Below are 17,236 nucleotides of genomic sequence, written 5' to 3'. Positions count from 1 at the left end.
CGGCGAGCCCACCCTGGGTCGGGGTGCGCAACCTGGGTCGGGGCGTTCCCTCACCGGACGAAGAACGCGCGCACCGGCGCCGCGACGCCCTTGAGCCGGAGCTCGCAGGCGGGCTCGAGCGGCACCGCGCCGTCGAGCAGCCTCGCCGTGGCCTCGCCGACGAGGATGCGGCCCGGCTCGCTCGCCGTCTCGAGCCGCGCGGCGACGTTCACGGCCGGCCCGATGACGGTGTAGTCCGACCGCGAGAGCGACCCGAAATTGCCGACGACGGCCTCGCCCGTGTTGATGCCCGCGCGCGCGACGAGCCGCACGTCGCCGCCCAGGAGCGGCAGCGCGGCCTGGAGGTCCTGCGCGAGCGCGACGCAGCGGCGCGCCTGCTCGGCCGGATCGAGCGGATCGGGGGCCCCGAACACGATCATGACGGCATCCCCGACGAACTTGTCGACCGTGGCCCCGTGCGCGTGCGCGACGTCGGCCATCATCGACAGGTACCGGTTGAGCAGGCGCCCGACGGCCTCGGCCCCGAGCGTCTCCGAGAGCGACGTGAACCCCACGAGATCGGTGAACATCACGGTCACCACCCGCCGCTCGGGCTCGGCGTCCATCCGCAGCTCGCCGTGGGCGGCCCGCTCGACGAGCGAAGGCGGCAGGTAGCGCCGCAGGACCGACTCCGTGAGGTAGCGGTGGAGCCGCTCGGCCTGATTCACGGCGTAGTTCGACGCGAAGAAGACCAGGAAGACGCCCGCCGACATGGTGGCCAGCAAGGTCGCCGCCGCCGCCGGCTCGGCATAGAAGAGGTGCGGCACCGGGGAGCTGAAGAGCGGGTGCGGGCGGATCACGTGGGCGAGCTCGAGAGCGCCCACGCCGCAGTACAGGACAGCGCCGAGGACCGCGGCGAAGCGGCCGAGCCGGAAGTCGAAGAAGACCCGGTACACCGCCACGAACATCACGATATACAGCGCCGACGGGGACACCAGCGTGCCGGTCGCGTGCATGGCGAGCTGGTTGGTCACGAGCTCGACGGTCAGCACGGCATACGTCAACGCGCGCGCGATGCCCGAGGCGTCCCGGCCTCCGCGCCGCGTCACCGCCAGCAAGGCCGCGTTCGCGACGAGGTAAGCCGATTGCAGGAGGAGCCAGGCGGCGATGACCCGGCGCGCGTGCACCGGGTACGGCGCGCGCGCCGCGTACGTCGACAAGACGAGGCCGGTCGGGACGAGGACGAGCGGCGCGCTGAGGAGCCTCACCCACGCGGAGGCGTGGAGCCGCTGTCGGGGGGCGCGCCGGGCGCCCGTGTCCGTGAAGAAATCGCGGCAGAACTCGCGCACGGGCGCGCCGAGGTGGCCAGGGCCGCCGCGCGTCTGCATCGCATCGGCGGGGGCGCGCACCGGACGAGCGTACCGGTCGGGTGCCGACGCACGCAAGCTTGATTGGGGGGCCGCCGTCCCCGGCGCTGGCGACCACCACCCGTCCCCGCTGGCGCGCGCGCGCGGGACGCGGGACACTCGTCCGCCGACCCGGCGCAGCAGACCGCGGTGGTGCTGAGCGCCCGCGTCGCCTGGAGCCGCTGCTTGACGTTCCTCACGCCCCTCGTCCTGTTCCGCGTCGCCTCGGTCCTGGCCTGGCTCGCCGTCGTGGCGACGGCGCGGGCCCGCCGCGGCCGGCTGTACGCTCAGTTCGTCGGCGTCCTGCTCGGGATTCACACGCTGAGCGCGTGCGCGGTCTTCCGCCACGTCGGCCCGCTCGCGCCGGCGTTCGCGTACCTCCACGCCGCGGTCTACCTGCACTTCTTCCTGCTCTCGCGCCCGCGCATGCGCCCGCTCGCCTACAGGGCGCTCGTGAGCATCCCCGCGTCGTTCTTCGTCGCGGCCGTCTTCCTGTCGTTCCCCTGGGCCATCGCGGGCGCGCTCGGGGCGACGCCGTACGGCCTCTGGGTGCCGTTCGCGCTCGCGGGCGTCGGCACCCTCCAGTCGCTCACGGCCCGCCGCGAGGAGGTCGAGCTCGTCGTCGACCGCGCCCACGTCGAGGGGCTGCGCCGCCACCCGCTGCCCCGCGAGGAGCCGCCCGGCCCGCGCCGCCCCCTCCGCATCGTCCAGATCACCGATCCTCACCTCGGCCCGTTCATGTCCGTCGAGCGGCTGCGCGGCATCTGCGAGCGCGCGGTGGCGCGCGAGCCCGACCTCATCGTGCTCACCGGCGACTACCTGACCATGGAGTCGCAGCACACCGCCGACCACCTCGCCGAGGCGCTGTCCCCGCTCCGCGCCCTCGAAGGGCGCGTGTTCGCGTGCAACGGGAATCACGATCACGAGGCGCCCCGTCACGTCGCGACCGCGCTCGCGCGGGCGGGCGCGCGCCTGCTCGTGGACGAGGCGGCGCTGGTCGAGACCGCCGCGGGGCCGGTCCAGGTCCTCGGGATGGACTTCCACTACCGCGATCGCGACGCCCGCATGGCCGAGGTCTGCGCCCGACACCCGCGCGTGAAGGGCGCGCTCCGGCTGATCCTGCTCCACGATCCGGGCGCGTTCCGCCACCTCGGCGAGGGGGAGGGCGATCTCGTGCTCTCAGGCCACACCCACGGCGGGCAGATCGGCGTGGTCAGCCTCGGGGGCACCTGGACCGCGCTCCGGCTGTTCGTGAAGATGCCCGATCACGGGCTGTGGGCCCGCGGCCCGGACCGGCTCTACGTGCACCGCGGGACAGGGCATTACGGCTTTCCGCTCCGGCTCGGCGTGCCCGCGGAAGAGAGCGTCCTCAAGGTGCACCTCGCCGGCGACGGCGCCTGAGAGCGCGACGGGACGCCTCGACTCAGGCCTTGTCGAGGAACTTGCGCACCTGGGACTCGATCGCGCTGCCAGGCACGAGGAAGGGCTTGTCCGTGATGTCCACGGAGAAGCTCTGCGCCGCGATCGAGTAGGTCCCCTTCACGGCCCCGGCCGGGGTGGGCACCGTGAAATCGCCGTTGCCATCCGTGCCGTTGAACTGACCACCTGCCTTCTCGATCGCCGCCCTGGCCTTCGCGACGATCTCCGGCGCGGAGCCGCTGAAGGGTACTGAAAAGCTGTGCTTTGCCATGCCGCCTCCTTGATCTCGGTCGCGCCCTGCCGCGGCGCGAGGCCGTGGAGAGCGTAATGCGACTGCTCCGCCGGCACCAGCGCGAATCGATCCGCGCCGGGCGCGGGGAGGCGACCCGGCGAGGCGCCCGCACGAAGGATGAGCGCATGACGCCGGGCGCCCTCCCGGCGGCGCCGCTCGGCGAGGATTGTGTTTGACAAGCCGGACGGATCCTCCGCACCTTGTTCCCCTCTTGCAGGAGATGGTGACCCGAGGACTTATGCACGAACCCTTTCTCAAGCGATGGATCCTGCGCCGGACGACGACGGCGTCCGCGCTCGTGCTCGGCGCGCTCGCGCTGGGCGCCGGATGCGCCGGCAGCCAGGGCTCCGGAGCCGCGCTCCCCGCGGGCGCGCCTCCCGCGGGCTCGACGCCGGGCGCGGGCGACCCCGCGACCGCCGGGCCGGCGCAGCACAACCTGCTGAAGGCCTCCGACTTCAATGACAACAGGAGCCTGCCCTGGACCACCTCGTTCAGCGCGCCGGGCGCTGGCAGCGCGGAGGTGAAGGACGGCGCCTATTGCGTGACGGTGACGAACAAGGGGACCAACAACTGGGACGCCCAGTTCCGCCACCGGGAGATGGTGATCCAGAAGGGTCACAGCTACTCGATCCAATACAAGGCCTGGGCGTCCGCGCCCACGAAGGCGCGCCCGAAGGTAGGCATGGCCGGGCCGCCGTACGAGGAGTACTGGTCGGACACCGTGGTGCTCGGGACCGAGCCGAAGACCTACACCGGCAAGTTCTCGATGGCGAAGGCCGACGATCCCACGGCGGAGCTCGCGTTCCACATCGGCGGTGAGATGGCGTCGGCCAAGGAGCCGTTCGAGGTCTGCATCGACGACATCCGCCTGGATGATCCGGAGTTCCGCGCCAGCGCGCCCGAGGCCGCCGCGGCGGCGCCGAAGGTCGCCGTGAACCAGATCGGGTATCTGCCCGGCGCCATCAAGATCGCCAGCGTGAACGACGCGGCGACCGCCCCGCTCGCGTGGGAGCTGCTCGACGGCGCCGGCAAGGCGGTCGCGCGCGGAAAGACCCGGGTCTTCGGCGAGGACGGCGCGTCCGGCGATCACGTCCACCTGGTCGACTTCACGGCCGTGAAGGCGCCGGGCGAGCGCTACGTGCTCAAGGTCGGGGACGAGAAGAGCTTCCCGTTCGACATCGGCGCCGGCATCTACCAGAAGCTCAAGTACGACGCGCTCGCGTATTTCTATCACAACCGGAGCGGCATCGAGATCAAGATGCCGTATGCGGGCAAGCCGGAGCTGGCGCGCCCGGCCGGGCACCTCCAGGACAAAAGCACGCGCTGTCTTCCGGGCAGCGGGTGCAACTACACGCTCGACGCGTCGCGCGGCTGGTACGACGCGGGGGATCACGGCAAGTACGTCGTCAACGGCGGCATCTCGGTGTGGACGCTCCTCAACTGGTACGAGCGCACGAAGCACCTCGGCACGTCGAGCGTGGATTTCGCGGACGGCAAGCTCAGCATCCCCGAGAACAAGAATGGCGTGCCGGACCTCCTCGACGAGGCCCGCTGGGAGCTCGAGTTCCTGATGGGCATGCAGGTGCCGGAAGGCAAGCCGCTCGCCGGCATGGTCCACCACAAGATGCACGACGACGCGTGGACCGGGCTCGGCCTCGCGCCGCACGAGGACAAGATGACGCGCTCGCTGCACAAGCCGAGCACGGCGGCGACGCTCAACGTCGCCGCGGTGGGCGCGCAGTGCGCGCGCATCTGGAAGACGGTGGACGCGGCGTTCTCGGCGCGGTGCCTGAAGGCCGCCGAGCGCGCCTGGGCCGCGGCGAAGCAGCACCCGGCCCTCTACGCGCCCCCCGGCGGCGACAAGGGCGGCGGCCCCTACGACGACACGGACGTCAAGGACGAGCTGTACTGGGCCGCGGCCGAGCTCTTCGTCACGACGGGCAAGCCGGAGTACAAGCAGGTTGTCCAGTCCTCTCCGCTCAACGCGCGGTTCCCGATGGAGGTCGACGGGGTGGTCTCGTCGATGAGCTGGAAGGTCACGGACGCGCTCGGCCAGATCTCGATGGCGATCGTGCCCGGCCACGTCGACGCCGCGTGGCAGCAGCAGCTCCGCGGCCGCATCGCCAAGGCCGCCGATCGGTACCTCGCCATCGCCGAGAAGGAGGGCTACCGGACGCTCCTCCAGCGGACGCCCGCCGGCAAGTACGAGTGGGGCTCGAACTCCTTCGTGCTGAACAACATGCTCGTCGTCGCGCTCGCGCACGACGTCACGAAGCAGCAGAAGTACCTCGACGGGGTGGTGCTCGGCATGGACTACCTGCTCGGCCGTAACCCGCTCGGGCAATCGTACGTCACCGGCTATGGCGACAAGCCCCTCCAGAACCCGCACCACCGGTTCTGGGCCCACCAGGCGAACAGCAAGTATCCGAAGGCGCCGCCCGGCGCCGTGTCCGGCGGGCCCAACTCGTCGCTCCAGGATCCCCACGCCCAGGCCGCCGGCCTCAAGGGCTGCGTCGCGCAGCGGTGCTTCGTGGATCACATCGAAGCCTGGAGCGTGAACGAGATCACCATCAACTGGAACGCGCCGTTCGCGTGGGTGACAGCCTTCCTCGACGAGAAGGCGAGGAAGTAGCGCCCGGCGGCGAGGGCCTATCGATACGGCATCGCAGCGGCGACATGACCGGAGAGCGATGTCAAGCGGGCAGCACGGATCCTGTGCCGCCGCCCGACCTCGGGACACCGGAGTGCGTGAGCGCAGGGGCGCGGGTTGCCCGGGCGCGCCGCATGATCTAGGGACAGGGACTCGCCCTCTCCGGGGCGCTGCTGTTTTTTTCTTGTGAGGAGGTCTTGGGATGAAACTTTTTACCACACGTCACGGGTTTGCCTTCACGCTGCTCCTGCTCTGCGCCCCCCTGCTCGCCGGCGCGAACGCCGCCGGCCGCAGTCATGAGGTCCCCGCGATCGACGACGAGGGCAGCGCGTCCGCAGGCGTCGTCTCGGCGGCGGCCGGGCGCATCAAGCCCCGCCCTTGCATGGTGACCGGCTGCAGCGGGCAGATCTGCGCGAGCGAGCCCGTGTACACGACGTGCGAGTGGCGCGAGGAGTACGCGTGTTACGGCGAGCACGGCATCTGCGAGCGCGATGCGTCGGGCCGGTGCGGCTGGCGCGAGACGCCGGAGCTCGAGGCGTGCCTCGGCGGCGGGGAGGCGCCGGGCGGGCCGTCCGACGGCTGCGTCGTCACCGGGTGCAGCGGGCAGATCTGCGCGAGCGATCACGTGATCACGACGTGCGAGTGGCGCGAGGAGTACGCGTGTTACGGCAAGCTCGGCGTCTGTGAGCGCGACGCGTCCGGCGCGTGCGGCTGGCGGGACACCCCGGAGCTCGACGCCTGCCTCGAGTCCGCCTCGGGGATCTGAGCGCGCCGAGGCCGCTCCTTGCTGGAGCGACCGCGTCCGAGGTTCTGCGCATCGCGGCGAGCCCTTCACGCGATCCGGCGCGTCTGGTAGCGTCGGCCCGACCGCGGCGCCTGCCGCACTGGAGCGCGATGTGAACTGCCCGAAATGCATGGCCAGGATGCAGACCATCACCTTTGGCGGGATCGACGTCGATCGCTGCACCGCGTGCGGCGGGATCTGGTTCGACAGCCGGGAGAAGGAGTCGCTCAAGGCGGTCGAGGGGTCCCAGGCGATCGACGTCGGCGACCCCGCGGTCGGGCGGCGGAACAACGAGATCCGCAAGGTGCCGTGCCCCCGCTGCACGACGCCGATGGTGCGCATGGTCGACCCGCAGCAGCCGCACATCTGGTACGAGAGCTGCAGCGTGTGCGGCGGCGTGTACTTCGACGCCGGCGAGTTCCGCGATTACAAGGAGCACACGCTGGGCGACTTCTTCCGGGACCTGTTCGCGCGACAGCGCGCCTGACCGCCGCGCTAGAACTCGCCCATCAGCCCCAGCGTCGGATAGACGATGAAGCTGTCGAGATCGATCTCGGCCACCGGCTTCCCGAGCGCGGCGAGCTCGCCGGTCGAGAAGAGCTGCGCCAGCGTCAGCTCGAAGCCGAAGAAGACGTGCTTGTAGCCGAGCGCGACCCCGACCTGCCCGCCCAGGTAGAGGCCAGTGCCCGAGAACGAGGCGATCTCCCGCTCGCCCCCGTACCCGGTGAAGGCGGGCAGGTTCATGACGAGCTCGGTGCCGAAGCTCGTGAGCATCAGCCGCGGGCCGCTCCAGACCCGGTACCACGTGCCCGCCTTCCCGATCTGGAGCGGCAGGTCGATCTGCCATCGCGTGAAGTCCGTGAGCTCGACGAGGTCGAGGAGGTTCCCCACGGGGAACCCCATCACGTAATAACCAAAGCCGACGCCGGCCGTCAGGTCGACCCCGTGCTCGTCGCCCTTCAGGAGCTGGTACCGGGTGCCCAGGCGGAGCGCGCTGACGCTGTAACGGAGGTTGATCTCCCACGCGTCGAGCGCGGTGTAGCCGATCCCGAGGTGTGGAGTGACCGAAGGGGGGTTCAGCGCGAGCGCGCCGCCCGCCTCGAAGAGCGTCCGCCGCTCGCCCTCGGACAGCTCGCGCGAGGCGGCGGCCTCCGCCAGCACCGCGCCGGCGTCCACCACGGAGGCCAGCGTGCCGGTCGGGATCGAGACATCCATGCCGAGCTCGGCCTGGACGTGCCCCTTGGGGGCCACGTGGGCTGGCTGCAACGTGGAGAGCGCCGGCGCGCAACCGCACGTCCAGGCGACGAGGAGAGGGAGAGCGTGGCGGAGCATCGACCTGCGACGCTATCACCCCGCGCTCGCCCCGCGCCCGGGGAGCACGCCTCGGTACGGCGGCGGGATCAGCCCCGCCCCTTCTTCACGCCGATCTCCTCGTAAGGGTTCGGCCTGCCCTCGCCCTCGTCGCCCCCGGTCGCGCCCTTGCCGCCGAAGTCGCCGTGGCCGTGGATCGCGCCCACGGCGCCCTCCGTGTCGCCCCCCTGGTGCGTCCCGCCCGGGTTGTCGCCCTTCTGGTACGCCTCGGCGCTCTCCTGCGAGCTCTTGCCGCCGTGGCGCTCCTCGCCGGCCCGCCGCTGCGTGCGCTCGTCGACAGGCTCCATGCCCTTGCCCTCGGTGCCCCGCTTGTTCTGGTTCTCCATCGGCGTCTCATGGAGCGGGGGTCCGCGGCCGCAACCCCCCGCCGCCCCCGGCGGAGCTCCGCCGCGCTCACCCCGATGAGGTGGCCGGGTCTCGTGACCCGCCTCGTGGCCCTTCCGGGGGAGCGACGGCGGCCTCCGCCCGCTTCAGGCCGAGGCGCGCGAGCCGGGCGGGGGCGTCCCCGGGCGCGGGGTGCCGGATCGTCCCTCGCGGCTCGAGCGGCGGCGCGGCCGGCTCGTTGCCGGTGACCTGCTTCAGGCCGTAAAAGCCGTTCATCGCCGCCGACAGCATCATCCCGCCGCGGCTCAACGACCGCGCGCCGCGCGCGAGGCGCTCGAGCACCGCCGCGGGGCCGAAGGCGCGATTCCACATCTGCCGGTGGGCGGCGAGGAGCTGCTCGGGGGACATGCGCGCCGGCCGGAAGGCGACCCCGTAGCCGCTGTAATGGGGCCAGTCGCGCTCCTCCAGGATGCGCCCGTCTCGCCGGTGCTCGTCGTACAGCGGCGTGCCCCGGAACGGCGTCAGGATGCTCAGGAACGGGACGTCGACGCCGATCTCGTTCAGCCGATCGGCCGTGGAGGCGATGACCTCCGGCGTCTGATCGTCGAAGCCCGAGATGAAGCCTGCCATCACGCAGATCCCGCGATCGTGCAGCTTGCGGATGGCCTCGCGGTACTCGCCCACGCGGTTCTGGCGCTTGTCGACGCGCTTCAGATCGGCCTCGTCGAGGCTCTCGATGCCGAGGAAGATGCCGATACAGCCGGATCGCTCCATCGCGTCGAGCAGCTCGCGGTCCTTGACGATATCGATGGAGGCCTGCGTGAGCCACCAGCGATCGAGCCCGGCGAGCTCGCGCAGGAGCTCCTTGGCCCAGCGGCGCTGGACGAGCAGGTTGTCGTCCCAGAACCACGCGACCTTCTCCTGCCAGAAGCGGGGGAAATGCGTGGTGGCGATGTCGCGGATCACCTCGTCGACGGGGCGCACGCGGAAGCCGGGGTTGAGGTCGGGCACGGTGCAGAAGCCGCACGTGAACGGGCAGCCGCGCGTCGCCTGGAGCACGCGGGGGACGAGGAAGCGGCGCTCGAGCAGGTCGTAGCGGGGGGTCGGCAGCCCGGCGAGCGGGGCCGGCTCGCCGTGATAGACGCGGCGCTGCGTGCCGCGCGCGAGATCGCGCAGGACCGCGGGCCAGACCGCCTCGGCCTCCCCGGTGACCACCACGTCCACGTGCTGGAGCGCCTCCTCGATCCAGTACGAGACGTGCGGCCCGCCGGCGACGACGCGCACGCCGAGGGCGCGGTAGCGATCGGCGAGCGCGTAGGCGCGGCGCGCGAAGCCGGAGAAGAACGAGAGCGCGACCACGTCCGGCGCGGCGTCGACGGGGACGGGGCGCACCTGCTCGTGGAAGAGCTCGACCTCGTGCTCCGGCGGGGTGATCGCCGCGAGGTGGATCCCGGTGACCGGCGGGACGAAGTGGAACCGGTGCCCCCTGCGATAACGGGGGACGTAACTCACGACAATCCTCACCTTCATGAGCGCCTCCTCGGGATCGTGCGCCTCGTCGGACCGGACCCGCGACGACGACGAGGCGCCGCGGGTGGGCGGAGATCCGATGAGACGCGCCCGGAACAACGCAGGAGCGGGAGGAGCCACCGTGGAGGCTCGGTGGTGGGTGCGTGCGGGAGCCGAGGATGGGAGCGCCCCGGAGACCGGAGGCTCGCTACCGGGGTGGACAATCCCCACGCCCGGCGGCTCGACCGGGGCGGCGCCTCCCGGCCGTGGCACGTCGAGTGCAGGAACGCTCCACGGTGGTGCGGTCTGGCGCGCGCGTCGATCGCCTCAGCAGGGCGGCGTCGACCTGTAGAAGCGGCGCTGGAGGGGGTCGTCGAGGGCAATGATCTCCCGGAGATGGGTCCAGCGGAGATGGGTCCAGCTCAACTGTGCACGCAGCGCGTGCACAACCTCCGGGTCGGGGAAAACCTCGGCGAAGCGCGGCATGTGGTGGAGGTTGCGCTTGCTGAAGCCGCGGCCGTGCTCGACGATGCGGCTGCCCAGCGCCCTGACGCTCTGCCGCGCCGCGCAGCGGCGTCGGCAGCAGCGGCGGGTTGGGCAGCATTCGCGTTGTAGTGCTTCACCCCAGCGCGCGGCGGCGCCGCAATCGAGCGTTGTACCATGCTTGCACGTCCGCCACGACGTGCTCGAGCCGCTCTTCGTCAAGGGCAGCAACATCAATCGATGACTGCAATGTAAGGCCCGGGCTCACGCTGCCGGCGACACGCGGTTGCAGAACCCACCCGAAGTACCCCTCGTCTGTCCTCATGTCGAAGATGAGTACGCCAATGGGAAACGTCGCGTGCTCTACCTGTTTCCTCAATGCGGTGGCGACCGTCGCCCGCACCCGGCTACGGTCGCTGAGGAGAGTTTTTTCGACCTCAATGTCCCCCTTGACCACTACCCCAAATAGCTCCGCGCTCCGCTCTGAGGACTTGACGCTGACGAGGAGATCGATGCCGTAATCGTGGGAGGGACGTTCGACGGACACGTCCGGGGGCCGCGTCAGAAACATCGTCGCCAGATATTCAGCGCGCTCTGCGAAGAACCTTGCCTTGTCGCTCGCCATGGATACCCCTAAACATCTGAAAATGCGGATGCTCTTGGTGTTTTGACCACGCCGAGGCCGTTCCAGAAGGCGAGCACCTCGTCGTGCAGTGTTTGACGGACCGTGGCGTTTTGGAGAGAGAATTTTGTAGGAATGCTCGATATGCGTTGCGTCCTCTTGATGTCGACGGTCACGATGTAGGGCTGCTCGCTCGGCTCGTGAATACCCACGACAAAACTGGGCAATGGCGCTCCATAAAGAGCATTGGCTCGCGCGATTGCAACCCCTATCGGAAGCCTCTTCTTGTGGTTCACTGCCGTTGAGGTGGCTCTTACTTGAACGAGGAAGAGCTTGCCCGGGTGCCCCCATAGCTCGATTCCGAAATCTGCGACCGGCCACTTTTCGCCAAGGAATGCAGGGCGAAAAAGTGGCTTGTCACCGTGGAGCTTCGTGATGACGCTGCGGAAAATGCTTTCACCGCGCTCTCCCAGTGCGTCCTTGTCGACGGGCACTGTGCACTCTCCGGTCGCCCTCTATTATAACACGGACTATGCCGACATCGCAACCCCCGTGCGCGCCGGCAGGCTCAGGATGCTCGACAGCGGATGAGTGGGACGGGGGGGATTCCAGGAGGCTGAGCCCGCCCGCGGACGGCACTACGAGCGCGCAGTTCAGAACTCCAGTCCGGCTGCCCTACGCCGATTTGTGGTTCATCTCGAGGCCATGTTGGCGAAGAAGAGGAGCTGCCCGTCGCTCGATCGGGGGACCAGGGACAGCTCCTCGCCCTTGTGCACCACCTTGAAGCGCGGGTCGCGCATCCCGTCCTTGCCGCCCAGGAGCTCCAGATCCTTCTTCCAGCTCTTCCCGCAGGGCGGGGTGGCGAGCATGAAGTCGAACGCCTGGGCCGGGAAGGCGTCGTGCGAGAACGTCGAGTGCTCGTAAGCGCCGCCGATGATGTGCTCGGGCTGATCGCCATCGCCCTTCATGAGCAGGTCGGCCTTGCAGATCGCGTAGGGCTCGGGGCTGGTCTCCTGGCCGTAGAGGTGCGTCTTCACCGACTGGCCGTGCTCGGCGGCGATGGGGCGGAACATGAGCGTGGTCATGAGCCGCACCCCGTCCCGGGGCGTCCAGTGCTCTCCGGCCTCCTCGTTGTTCTCCTCATTGAACCTGTGGGTTGCTCCTCGTTCCGTCGCGTGGCCGCTCCGCTCCGGTCCCCGCGATCGACCTGCGCCCCCTCCGAGGCCGCTCCGTGTCGGTTCCGGATCGACCCGTGCCCCCTCCGAGGCCGTCCGTGTCGGTTCCGGATCGACCCGCCCCCCCTCGCGGGGCCGCTCCGCCACGTCGCGACCTCTCCTGCGCCCCCTCCAAGGCCGCTCCGCCACGTCGCGACCTCTCCTGCGCCCCCTCCGAGGCCGCTCCGCCACATCGCGACCTCTCCTGCACCCCCTCCAAGGCCGCTCCGCCACATCGCGACCGCTCCTGCGCCCCCTCCGAGGCGGCCCGCCTCGGTCTCGACCCGATCCACCCTGCTTGCGAGGCCGCGCCGGCACATCGCGACCTGGAGCGCGCTGCTACGGATAGCTGACGACGATCTCCGCGAGGAACGTCCGGCCGTTCTGGCGGCTCCGGGACGACAGGTACGTGTCCGCGACGGGGTAGTCGTACCGCGCATCCATGGCGTTGTAGAGGCCAAGGACATAGCGGGTGCGAAACCGCTCGACCTCCCCCGACACCGTGAGATCCGCCACGATCGCCGGCGACGTCACGTCGTCCGCGCTGCGCGAGATCCGCCGCGGCGCCTCCAGGTTGACCCGGAGGCCCGCGGAGAGGTGCCGGTCCACCACCGGGATGACCCCGCGGAACGACGCGAGGTGCTCCGGCGCGTTCACGAGCCGCCCCCCGTTCGCGTGCCGGGTGTGCTGGTACCCGTAGCTCGCCGCGAGCATCCAGCCCTGGCGCCACTCGCGGCGCAGCTCGACGTCGCCCCCCGCCACGACCGCGGGGCTCTCGCTGTTCGTGTAGCGCACAAAGGCGGGATCGTCCTCGTCCTTCGCGAGGGTGATGGTCCCCGAGAGGCTGCTCGCGTGCACGGCGCCGAGCGCGACCCACTCGTCCCCCAGCCGCTGCGAGTACTCGACCTCGCCGGACAGGATGTACTCCGGGTCGAGCTCGCGGCCCCGCGCGGGGTCGACGGCGGGGAGCTGCGTCTTGCCGTCGGCGTAGAACTGCTCGGAGACGCTCGGGGCCCGGAACGCGCTGCCGCCCATGATCTTCAGCACCCCGCCCGGCGCCGGCCGCAGGATGATCGCCCCGCGCGGCACCGCGATCGGCCCGGGCCCCAGCGTGCTGTAGAAGTCGAGGCGCGCGCCGGCCGAGAGGCGCACCCAGGGCGCGGGCGAGCCGTCGAGGATGAGGTAGCCGGCGCCGAAGCGGAACGGCTTCGAGGTCGCGCGGGTGCCGCCGCCCGCAAACTCGGTGCGCAGCCTCGCCTCGGGGTGCGCCTGCGCCTCGCCGCCCCCGGTGACCCTCAGCCAGGGGAGCGGCGTCCACGCCACCCTGAGCTCGCCGCCCAGCCAGGTGCCGAACTGGTGCTGGCGCTCCGTGCTCTCCTCGTCGAACGCGTAGACGCCGTGCCACACGAAGCGGTTCGCGTGGCCGCGCGCCATGAACCGCACGCCGGGCGCCAGCTCGGGCTCGTAGCGCACCTCCGCCATCATGTGCACGTCCTCGAACGTCGAGCGGAGGTCGTTGAGCCGCGTCCCCACGTAGCCGGTCGGGACGATCTGCTTTCGCTGGTGGTACATCCACTGCGCCGTGATCGGCCCGTACCAGGCGCGCCCGAAGGTGCCGCCCGCCCGGAAGGCCTCGGCGTGCTCGGCGACCTGCACGCGCGGGCCGCCGCCGGGCATCCGCAGCGCGACCGGGACGTCGAACCCGTCGGAGCTGGCCGCGGACGCGCTCGCCCGCACGCCCGCTTCCTTGCCGGCGTTGTAGTGAAAGCCCGCGCGCGCGTGGCCCACGCTGTCGTGGTAGGTGCCGGCGGCCGCGTGCGCGCCCGTGGGCTCGTCGCGCCCGCGCGGGACGAGGTTGACGATGCCGGAGAGCGCGCCCGTGCCGTAGAGCAGCGAGCCCGGGCCGCGGACGATCTCGATGTGATCGACGTCGTGCAGGTCGTCCCGCGCGTCCGAGCCGACGAACGAGGCGTTCAGGATGTTGTCGTTCGTCGAGTGCCCGTCCGAGAGGACGAGCAGCCGGTTGCCGTAGTCGAGCGGCTCGCCGAGCCCGCGGATCCCGGCCGAGTACACCACGTGGTCGTTCGAGAGGTAGACCCCGCGCGTGCCGCGCAGCGCCTCGGCGAGGGTCGGGTACCCGAAGGCGCGCAGCTCCTGCCGATCGATGACGCTGACCGAGGCCGGCGCGTCCTCCACGCGCTCGACGACGCGCGAGGCCGCCGACACCTCCCGGAGCGGCTCGAGCGTGAGGTCGCGCAGCTCCGCCTGCTGGCCCGCGGTCACCTCCACGGTCCGCTCGACGGGCGCGAAGCCGCGCAGGCTGACCCGCAGGTGACGCCGGCCCACGGGCACGCCCTGGATCACCGACGGCGTGAAGCCCATCGGCCGGCCGTCGATCTCGATGAGCGCGTCGCGCTCGTCGGCGTGCACGAGGATCGAGCCCGTGAGCGGGCTGAGCGTCGCGGTGACCGGCACGACCTCGCGCGCGGCGACGGTCAGGGATCGCGGCGCCGCGTGGTAGCCCGGCCGCGAGAAGTACAGCACGTGGCGGCCGGGCGGGAGGTCGACGTCGCAGGGGGCCACGCACGCGGGCGGCGCGCCCTCGCTGTCGACGTGCACCGCGGCCTCGCGCGCCCCGCGCAGGTCGACGCGCACCGTGCCGACGATGCGGCGGAGCACGAACATCACCTCCTTGGCCTGCCCCAGCTTCACCTCGGTCGCGTCGACCGCGACCGGCTCGTACCCGTCGAGCTCGACCAGGATCCGGTAGCGCCCCTCGTCCACGGCGAGCCGGCGCGGCGCCCTGCCGCGCGGGCCGAGGTCCTTGCGGTCGATGTAGATGCTCGCCCCCGGCGGCGACGTGGTGATCTGCAAGACGGCCACGCGCGGCGCGATCCGCTGGAGCGCGGCCTGGATCTCGGCGGCGACCTCCGGGTCCGCCTCGCCCTCGAGGGCGTCGTCGTAGTACCGGTGCGCGTCCGCGAAGCGGCCGAGCTCCTCGTACGTGAGCGCGATGTTGAAGATGACGTTGCGGTTGGGCACGAGCCGGTTGGACGCGAGGAAATGCTCCAGGGCGGCGCGGAACTCGCCCTTCTTGAACAGCTCGCGGCCGAGCTCGAAGTGCAGGTCGGCCTCGTCGGCCTGGCCCTCGCCGTCCGCGCGGGCGGCGGAGGCCTGGAGCAGCGAGCCCACGAGGAGGGGGAGCGCGACGAGCCACCACGCCCTCCGCGCCCGCGGGCGCCGGACCGCGCGCGCGCTCCGCTGCGCCGGCGGCGCGTCGGAGGACCGCCGGCCGGGCTGGAGCGCCGCGCGGGAGATCGCCTTGAACCGGGCCCTCAAGCGCTCGATGCTCTAGCGGTGCTCGCGCAGGCGCGCGGTCCTCGTCGTGGGCTCGGTGGGCTTGCCGCTGCTCGTCGGCGGCGGGGGGGCGAGCACGGCCCGCGGGCGGGGCGGCCTCGCCTTGCTCACGGGCGCGAGCGCGGCGCTGGCCGGCGCGAGCCCGTCCGCCGCGGCGGCGCTGGCCGGCGCGAGCCCGTCCGCCGCGGCGGCGCTGGCCGGCGCGAGCCCGTCCGCCGCGGCGGCGCTGGCCGGCGCGAGCCCGTCCGCCGCGGCGGCGCTGGCCTGGCCGGGCGACGCGGCCGCGGCGGGCGCGGGGAGGAGGGTATACGCGAGGTCGGGCTCCGCGTGCGCCGGCTCCGCGTGCGCCGGCTCCGCGGCCGCGGCGGGCTCCACCAGCGACGGCGCGGCCAGCGACGGTGCGGCCAGCGACGGTGCGGCGAGCGAGGCCGCCGCGCTGGACGGCAATGCCACGCCGGCCGAGCGCGCCGCGTTTCCGAGCCACGCGACCGCCGCAGCGCCCCCGAGCAGCGCGGCGAGCGCCGCCAGGGCGGGCGCGGTGCGGCGCCGGCCGGGCGCTTGCGATGGGCCTGCGGCGGGCGCGAGCGACGGGCCCGCGGCGGGCGCTTGCGACGGGCCCGCGGCGGGCGCTTGCGACGGGCCCGCGGCGGGCGCTTGCGACGGGCCCGCGGCGGGCGCTTGCGACGGGCCCGCGGCGGGCGCTTGCGACGGGCCTGCGGCGGGGGCCAGCGACGCGGGACGCGTCGGCGGCGCCGGCGCGAGGCCGTGCGGCGCCGGCGGCCCGCCGGGCGGTCCGGGGAGCGTCTGCGCATCCTCGTCGACGAGCCTCGGGCGCACCGGCGCCGCGGGCGCGTCGAGGGTCTCGTCCCCCATGGCCGCGCGCAGGATGCGCGCCACCTTCCGGCGCGCGGACTCCGACCCCAGCGGCTCGAGCAGCGTCGCCAGCTCGGCGATGGTCTGCGGGCGACGGGCCGGGTCCTTCTCCAGGCACATCAGGACGACGCGCTCGAGCTCGACCGGGAGACCGGGCCGGTGCGCGGTCGGCGGCGCCGGCGGATCGGTGGCGATGCTCACGAACAGCGCCGAGACGGGCTCGGTGTCGAACGGCAGCCTCGCGGTCAGGAGCTGGTAGAGCGTCACGCCGAGCGCCCAGATGTCGCTGCGGGCGTCGACCGACCGGGGATTGCGAATGTGCTCGGGTGACATGTAGCGGGGAGAGCCGAGCACCACGGACGAGGAGGTCGTCAGCTTGCCGCCGGGGCCGAGCACGCCGGACTCGCACGCCTTCGAGATGCCGAAGTCGAGCACCTTGATCAGGGTCGACCCGTCGCTGCGGCTCGCCAGGAAGAGGTTCCCGGGCTTGAGGTCGCGGTGCACGATGCCGAGCGCGTGCGCCTCGGCCACGGCCTCGCACGCCTCGATCACGTGGCTGACCGCGCGCTCGACGGGCAGCGGGCCCTCGCGGTCGAGGAGGGCCTCGAGATCGATGCCACTCAGGTACTCCATCACGAAGTACGGCACGTCCTGGTCGGTGTGCCCCACATCGATGACGCGGACGATGTGCTCGCTGGCGATCGCGGCCGCGGCCTGGGCCTCGCGGAAGAAGCGCGCGACGGCGTCCGGCGCGCCGCGCCCCTCGGGGAGCAGGAACTTCAGCGCGACGCGGTGGCGCAGCGAGACATGGTGCGCCGCGACCACGAGCCCCATGCCGCCGCGCCCGAGCACCCGCTCAACGCGGTACTTGCCTGCGACGATGTCCCCGGCCCGCGGGATCCTGCGCCACGAAGCCGGTTCCGCTGTATCCGAGCCTGCTTGGGCCATCGGTC

General features: G+C 71.9%; 14 protein-coding genes and 1 pseudogene. 4 read left to right on the top strand and 11 right to left on the bottom strand.

The features are described from left to right. Positions 1-50 precede the first annotated feature (50 nt). The gene (locus WMF31_RS26980) at positions 51-1,388 is read right to left on the bottom strand and encodes an adenylate/guanylate cyclase domain-containing protein (protein ID WP_436604700.1); all 1,338 of its coding nucleotides are present in this window, start codon (positions 1,386-1,388) and stop codon (positions 51-53) included. A 147-nt stretch (positions 1,389-1,535) separates the two neighbouring features. On the opposite strand from WMF31_RS26980, the gene WMF31_RS26975 reads away from it, so the two are divergent. Continuing rightward, a complete protein-coding gene (locus WMF31_RS26975; RefSeq protein WP_436604699.1) occupies positions 1,536-2,786 on the top strand; it encodes a metallophosphoesterase in 1,251 nt (416 codons plus the stop codon). 22 nt (positions 2,787-2,808) lie between these two features. On the opposite strand, the gene WMF31_RS26970 is transcribed toward WMF31_RS26975, so the two are convergent. After that, positions 2,809-3,075, bottom strand: coding sequence for a hypothetical protein (locus tag WMF31_RS26970; RefSeq protein ID WP_436604698.1), 267 nt, complete (start codon positions 3,073-3,075; stop codon positions 2,809-2,811). 259 nt (positions 3,076-3,334) lie between these two features. On the opposite strand from WMF31_RS26970, the gene WMF31_RS26965 reads away from it, so the two are divergent. The 3 genes from WMF31_RS26965 to WMF31_RS26955 all read left to right on the top strand — a co-directional run bounded on the left by WMF31_RS26965 (position 3,335) and on the right by WMF31_RS26955 (position 7,017). Then, complete coding sequence (locus WMF31_RS26965; protein WP_436604697.1) at positions 3,335-5,728, top strand: glycoside hydrolase family 9 protein; 2,394 nt, start codon at positions 3,335-3,337, stop codon at positions 5,726-5,728. A 220-nt stretch (positions 5,729-5,948) separates the two neighbouring features. After that, on the top strand, positions 5,949-6,512 hold the full coding sequence (locus tag WMF31_RS26960) for a hypothetical protein (protein WP_436604696.1): 564 nt from the start codon (positions 5,949-5,951) through the stop codon (positions 6,510-6,512). A 130-nt stretch (positions 6,513-6,642) separates the two neighbouring features. Next, on the top strand, positions 6,643-7,017 hold the full coding sequence (locus WMF31_RS26955; RefSeq protein WP_242516062.1) for a zf-TFIIB domain-containing protein: 375 nt from the start codon (positions 6,643-6,645) through the stop codon (positions 7,015-7,017). 8 nt (positions 7,018-7,025) lie between these two features. Here the strand turns inward: WMF31_RS26955 and WMF31_RS26950 are convergent, their stop codons facing one another. The 9 genes and pseudogenes from WMF31_RS26950 to WMF31_RS26910 all read right to left on the bottom strand — a co-directional run bounded on the left by WMF31_RS26950 (position 7,026) and on the right by WMF31_RS26910 (position 17,231). Beyond that, the gene (locus WMF31_RS26950; protein ID WP_436604695.1) at positions 7,026-7,862 is read right to left on the bottom strand and encodes a hypothetical protein; all 837 of its coding nucleotides are present in this window, start codon (positions 7,860-7,862) and stop codon (positions 7,026-7,028) included. A 68-nt stretch (positions 7,863-7,930) separates the two neighbouring features. Then, positions 7,931-8,227, bottom strand: coding sequence for a hypothetical protein (locus WMF31_RS26945; protein ID WP_436604694.1), 297 nt, complete (start codon positions 8,225-8,227; stop codon positions 7,931-7,933). A gap of 67 nt (positions 8,228-8,294) precedes the next feature. Further along, entirely contained in the window at positions 8,295-9,755 is a 1,461-nt protein-coding gene (locus tag WMF31_RS26940) for a B12-binding domain-containing radical SAM protein (protein WP_436604693.1), read from the bottom strand. Between the two features lie 306 nt (positions 9,756-10,061). After that, positions 10,062-10,451: a DUF1016 N-terminal domain-containing protein gene (locus WMF31_RS26935; RefSeq protein ID WP_436604692.1), complete on the bottom strand. Its 390-nt coding sequence runs from the start codon at positions 10,449-10,451 to the stop codon at positions 10,062-10,064. After that, complete coding sequence (locus WMF31_RS26930) at positions 10,354-10,842, bottom strand: hypothetical protein (protein ID WP_436606652.1); 489 nt, start codon at positions 10,840-10,842, stop codon at positions 10,354-10,356. Before WMF31_RS26930 ends, WMF31_RS26935 begins: the two co-directional genes overlap by 98 nt. An 8-nt stretch (positions 10,843-10,850) precedes the next feature. Beyond that, complete coding sequence (locus WMF31_RS26925; RefSeq protein ID WP_436604691.1) at positions 10,851-11,333, bottom strand: hypothetical protein; 483 nt, start codon at positions 11,331-11,333, stop codon at positions 10,851-10,853. 201 nt (positions 11,334-11,534) lie between these two features. Then, positions 11,535-11,990 (bottom strand): annotated as a pseudogene (locus tag WMF31_RS26920) (N-6 DNA methylase); the annotation flags it as partial. Positions 11,991-12,392: 402 nt separating this feature from the next. Further along, positions 12,393-15,392 carry a TonB-dependent receptor domain-containing protein gene (locus WMF31_RS26915; protein ID WP_436604690.1) on the bottom strand — a complete coding sequence of 1,000 codons (3,000 nt, stop codon included), beginning with the start codon at positions 15,390-15,392 and terminating at the stop codon, positions 12,393-12,395. A 12-nt stretch (positions 15,393-15,404) separates the two neighbouring features. Continuing rightward, the gene (locus tag WMF31_RS26910) at positions 15,405-17,231 is read right to left on the bottom strand and encodes a protein kinase domain-containing protein (RefSeq protein WP_436604689.1); all 1,827 of its coding nucleotides are present in this window, start codon (positions 17,229-17,231) and stop codon (positions 15,405-15,407) included. Between the last annotated feature and the right edge of the window lie 5 nt (positions 17,232-17,236).

The sequence above is a fragment of the Sorangium sp. So ce1036 genome (assembly GCF_051369805.1).
In the GTDB taxonomy this organism is placed as follows: Bacteria; Myxococcota_A; Polyangia; order Polyangiales; family Polyangiaceae; genus Sorangium; species Sorangium cellulosum_F.
The sequence above is the reverse complement of the archived record's forward strand: the minus strand, read 5'-3'. Positions and strand labels throughout refer to the sequence as shown.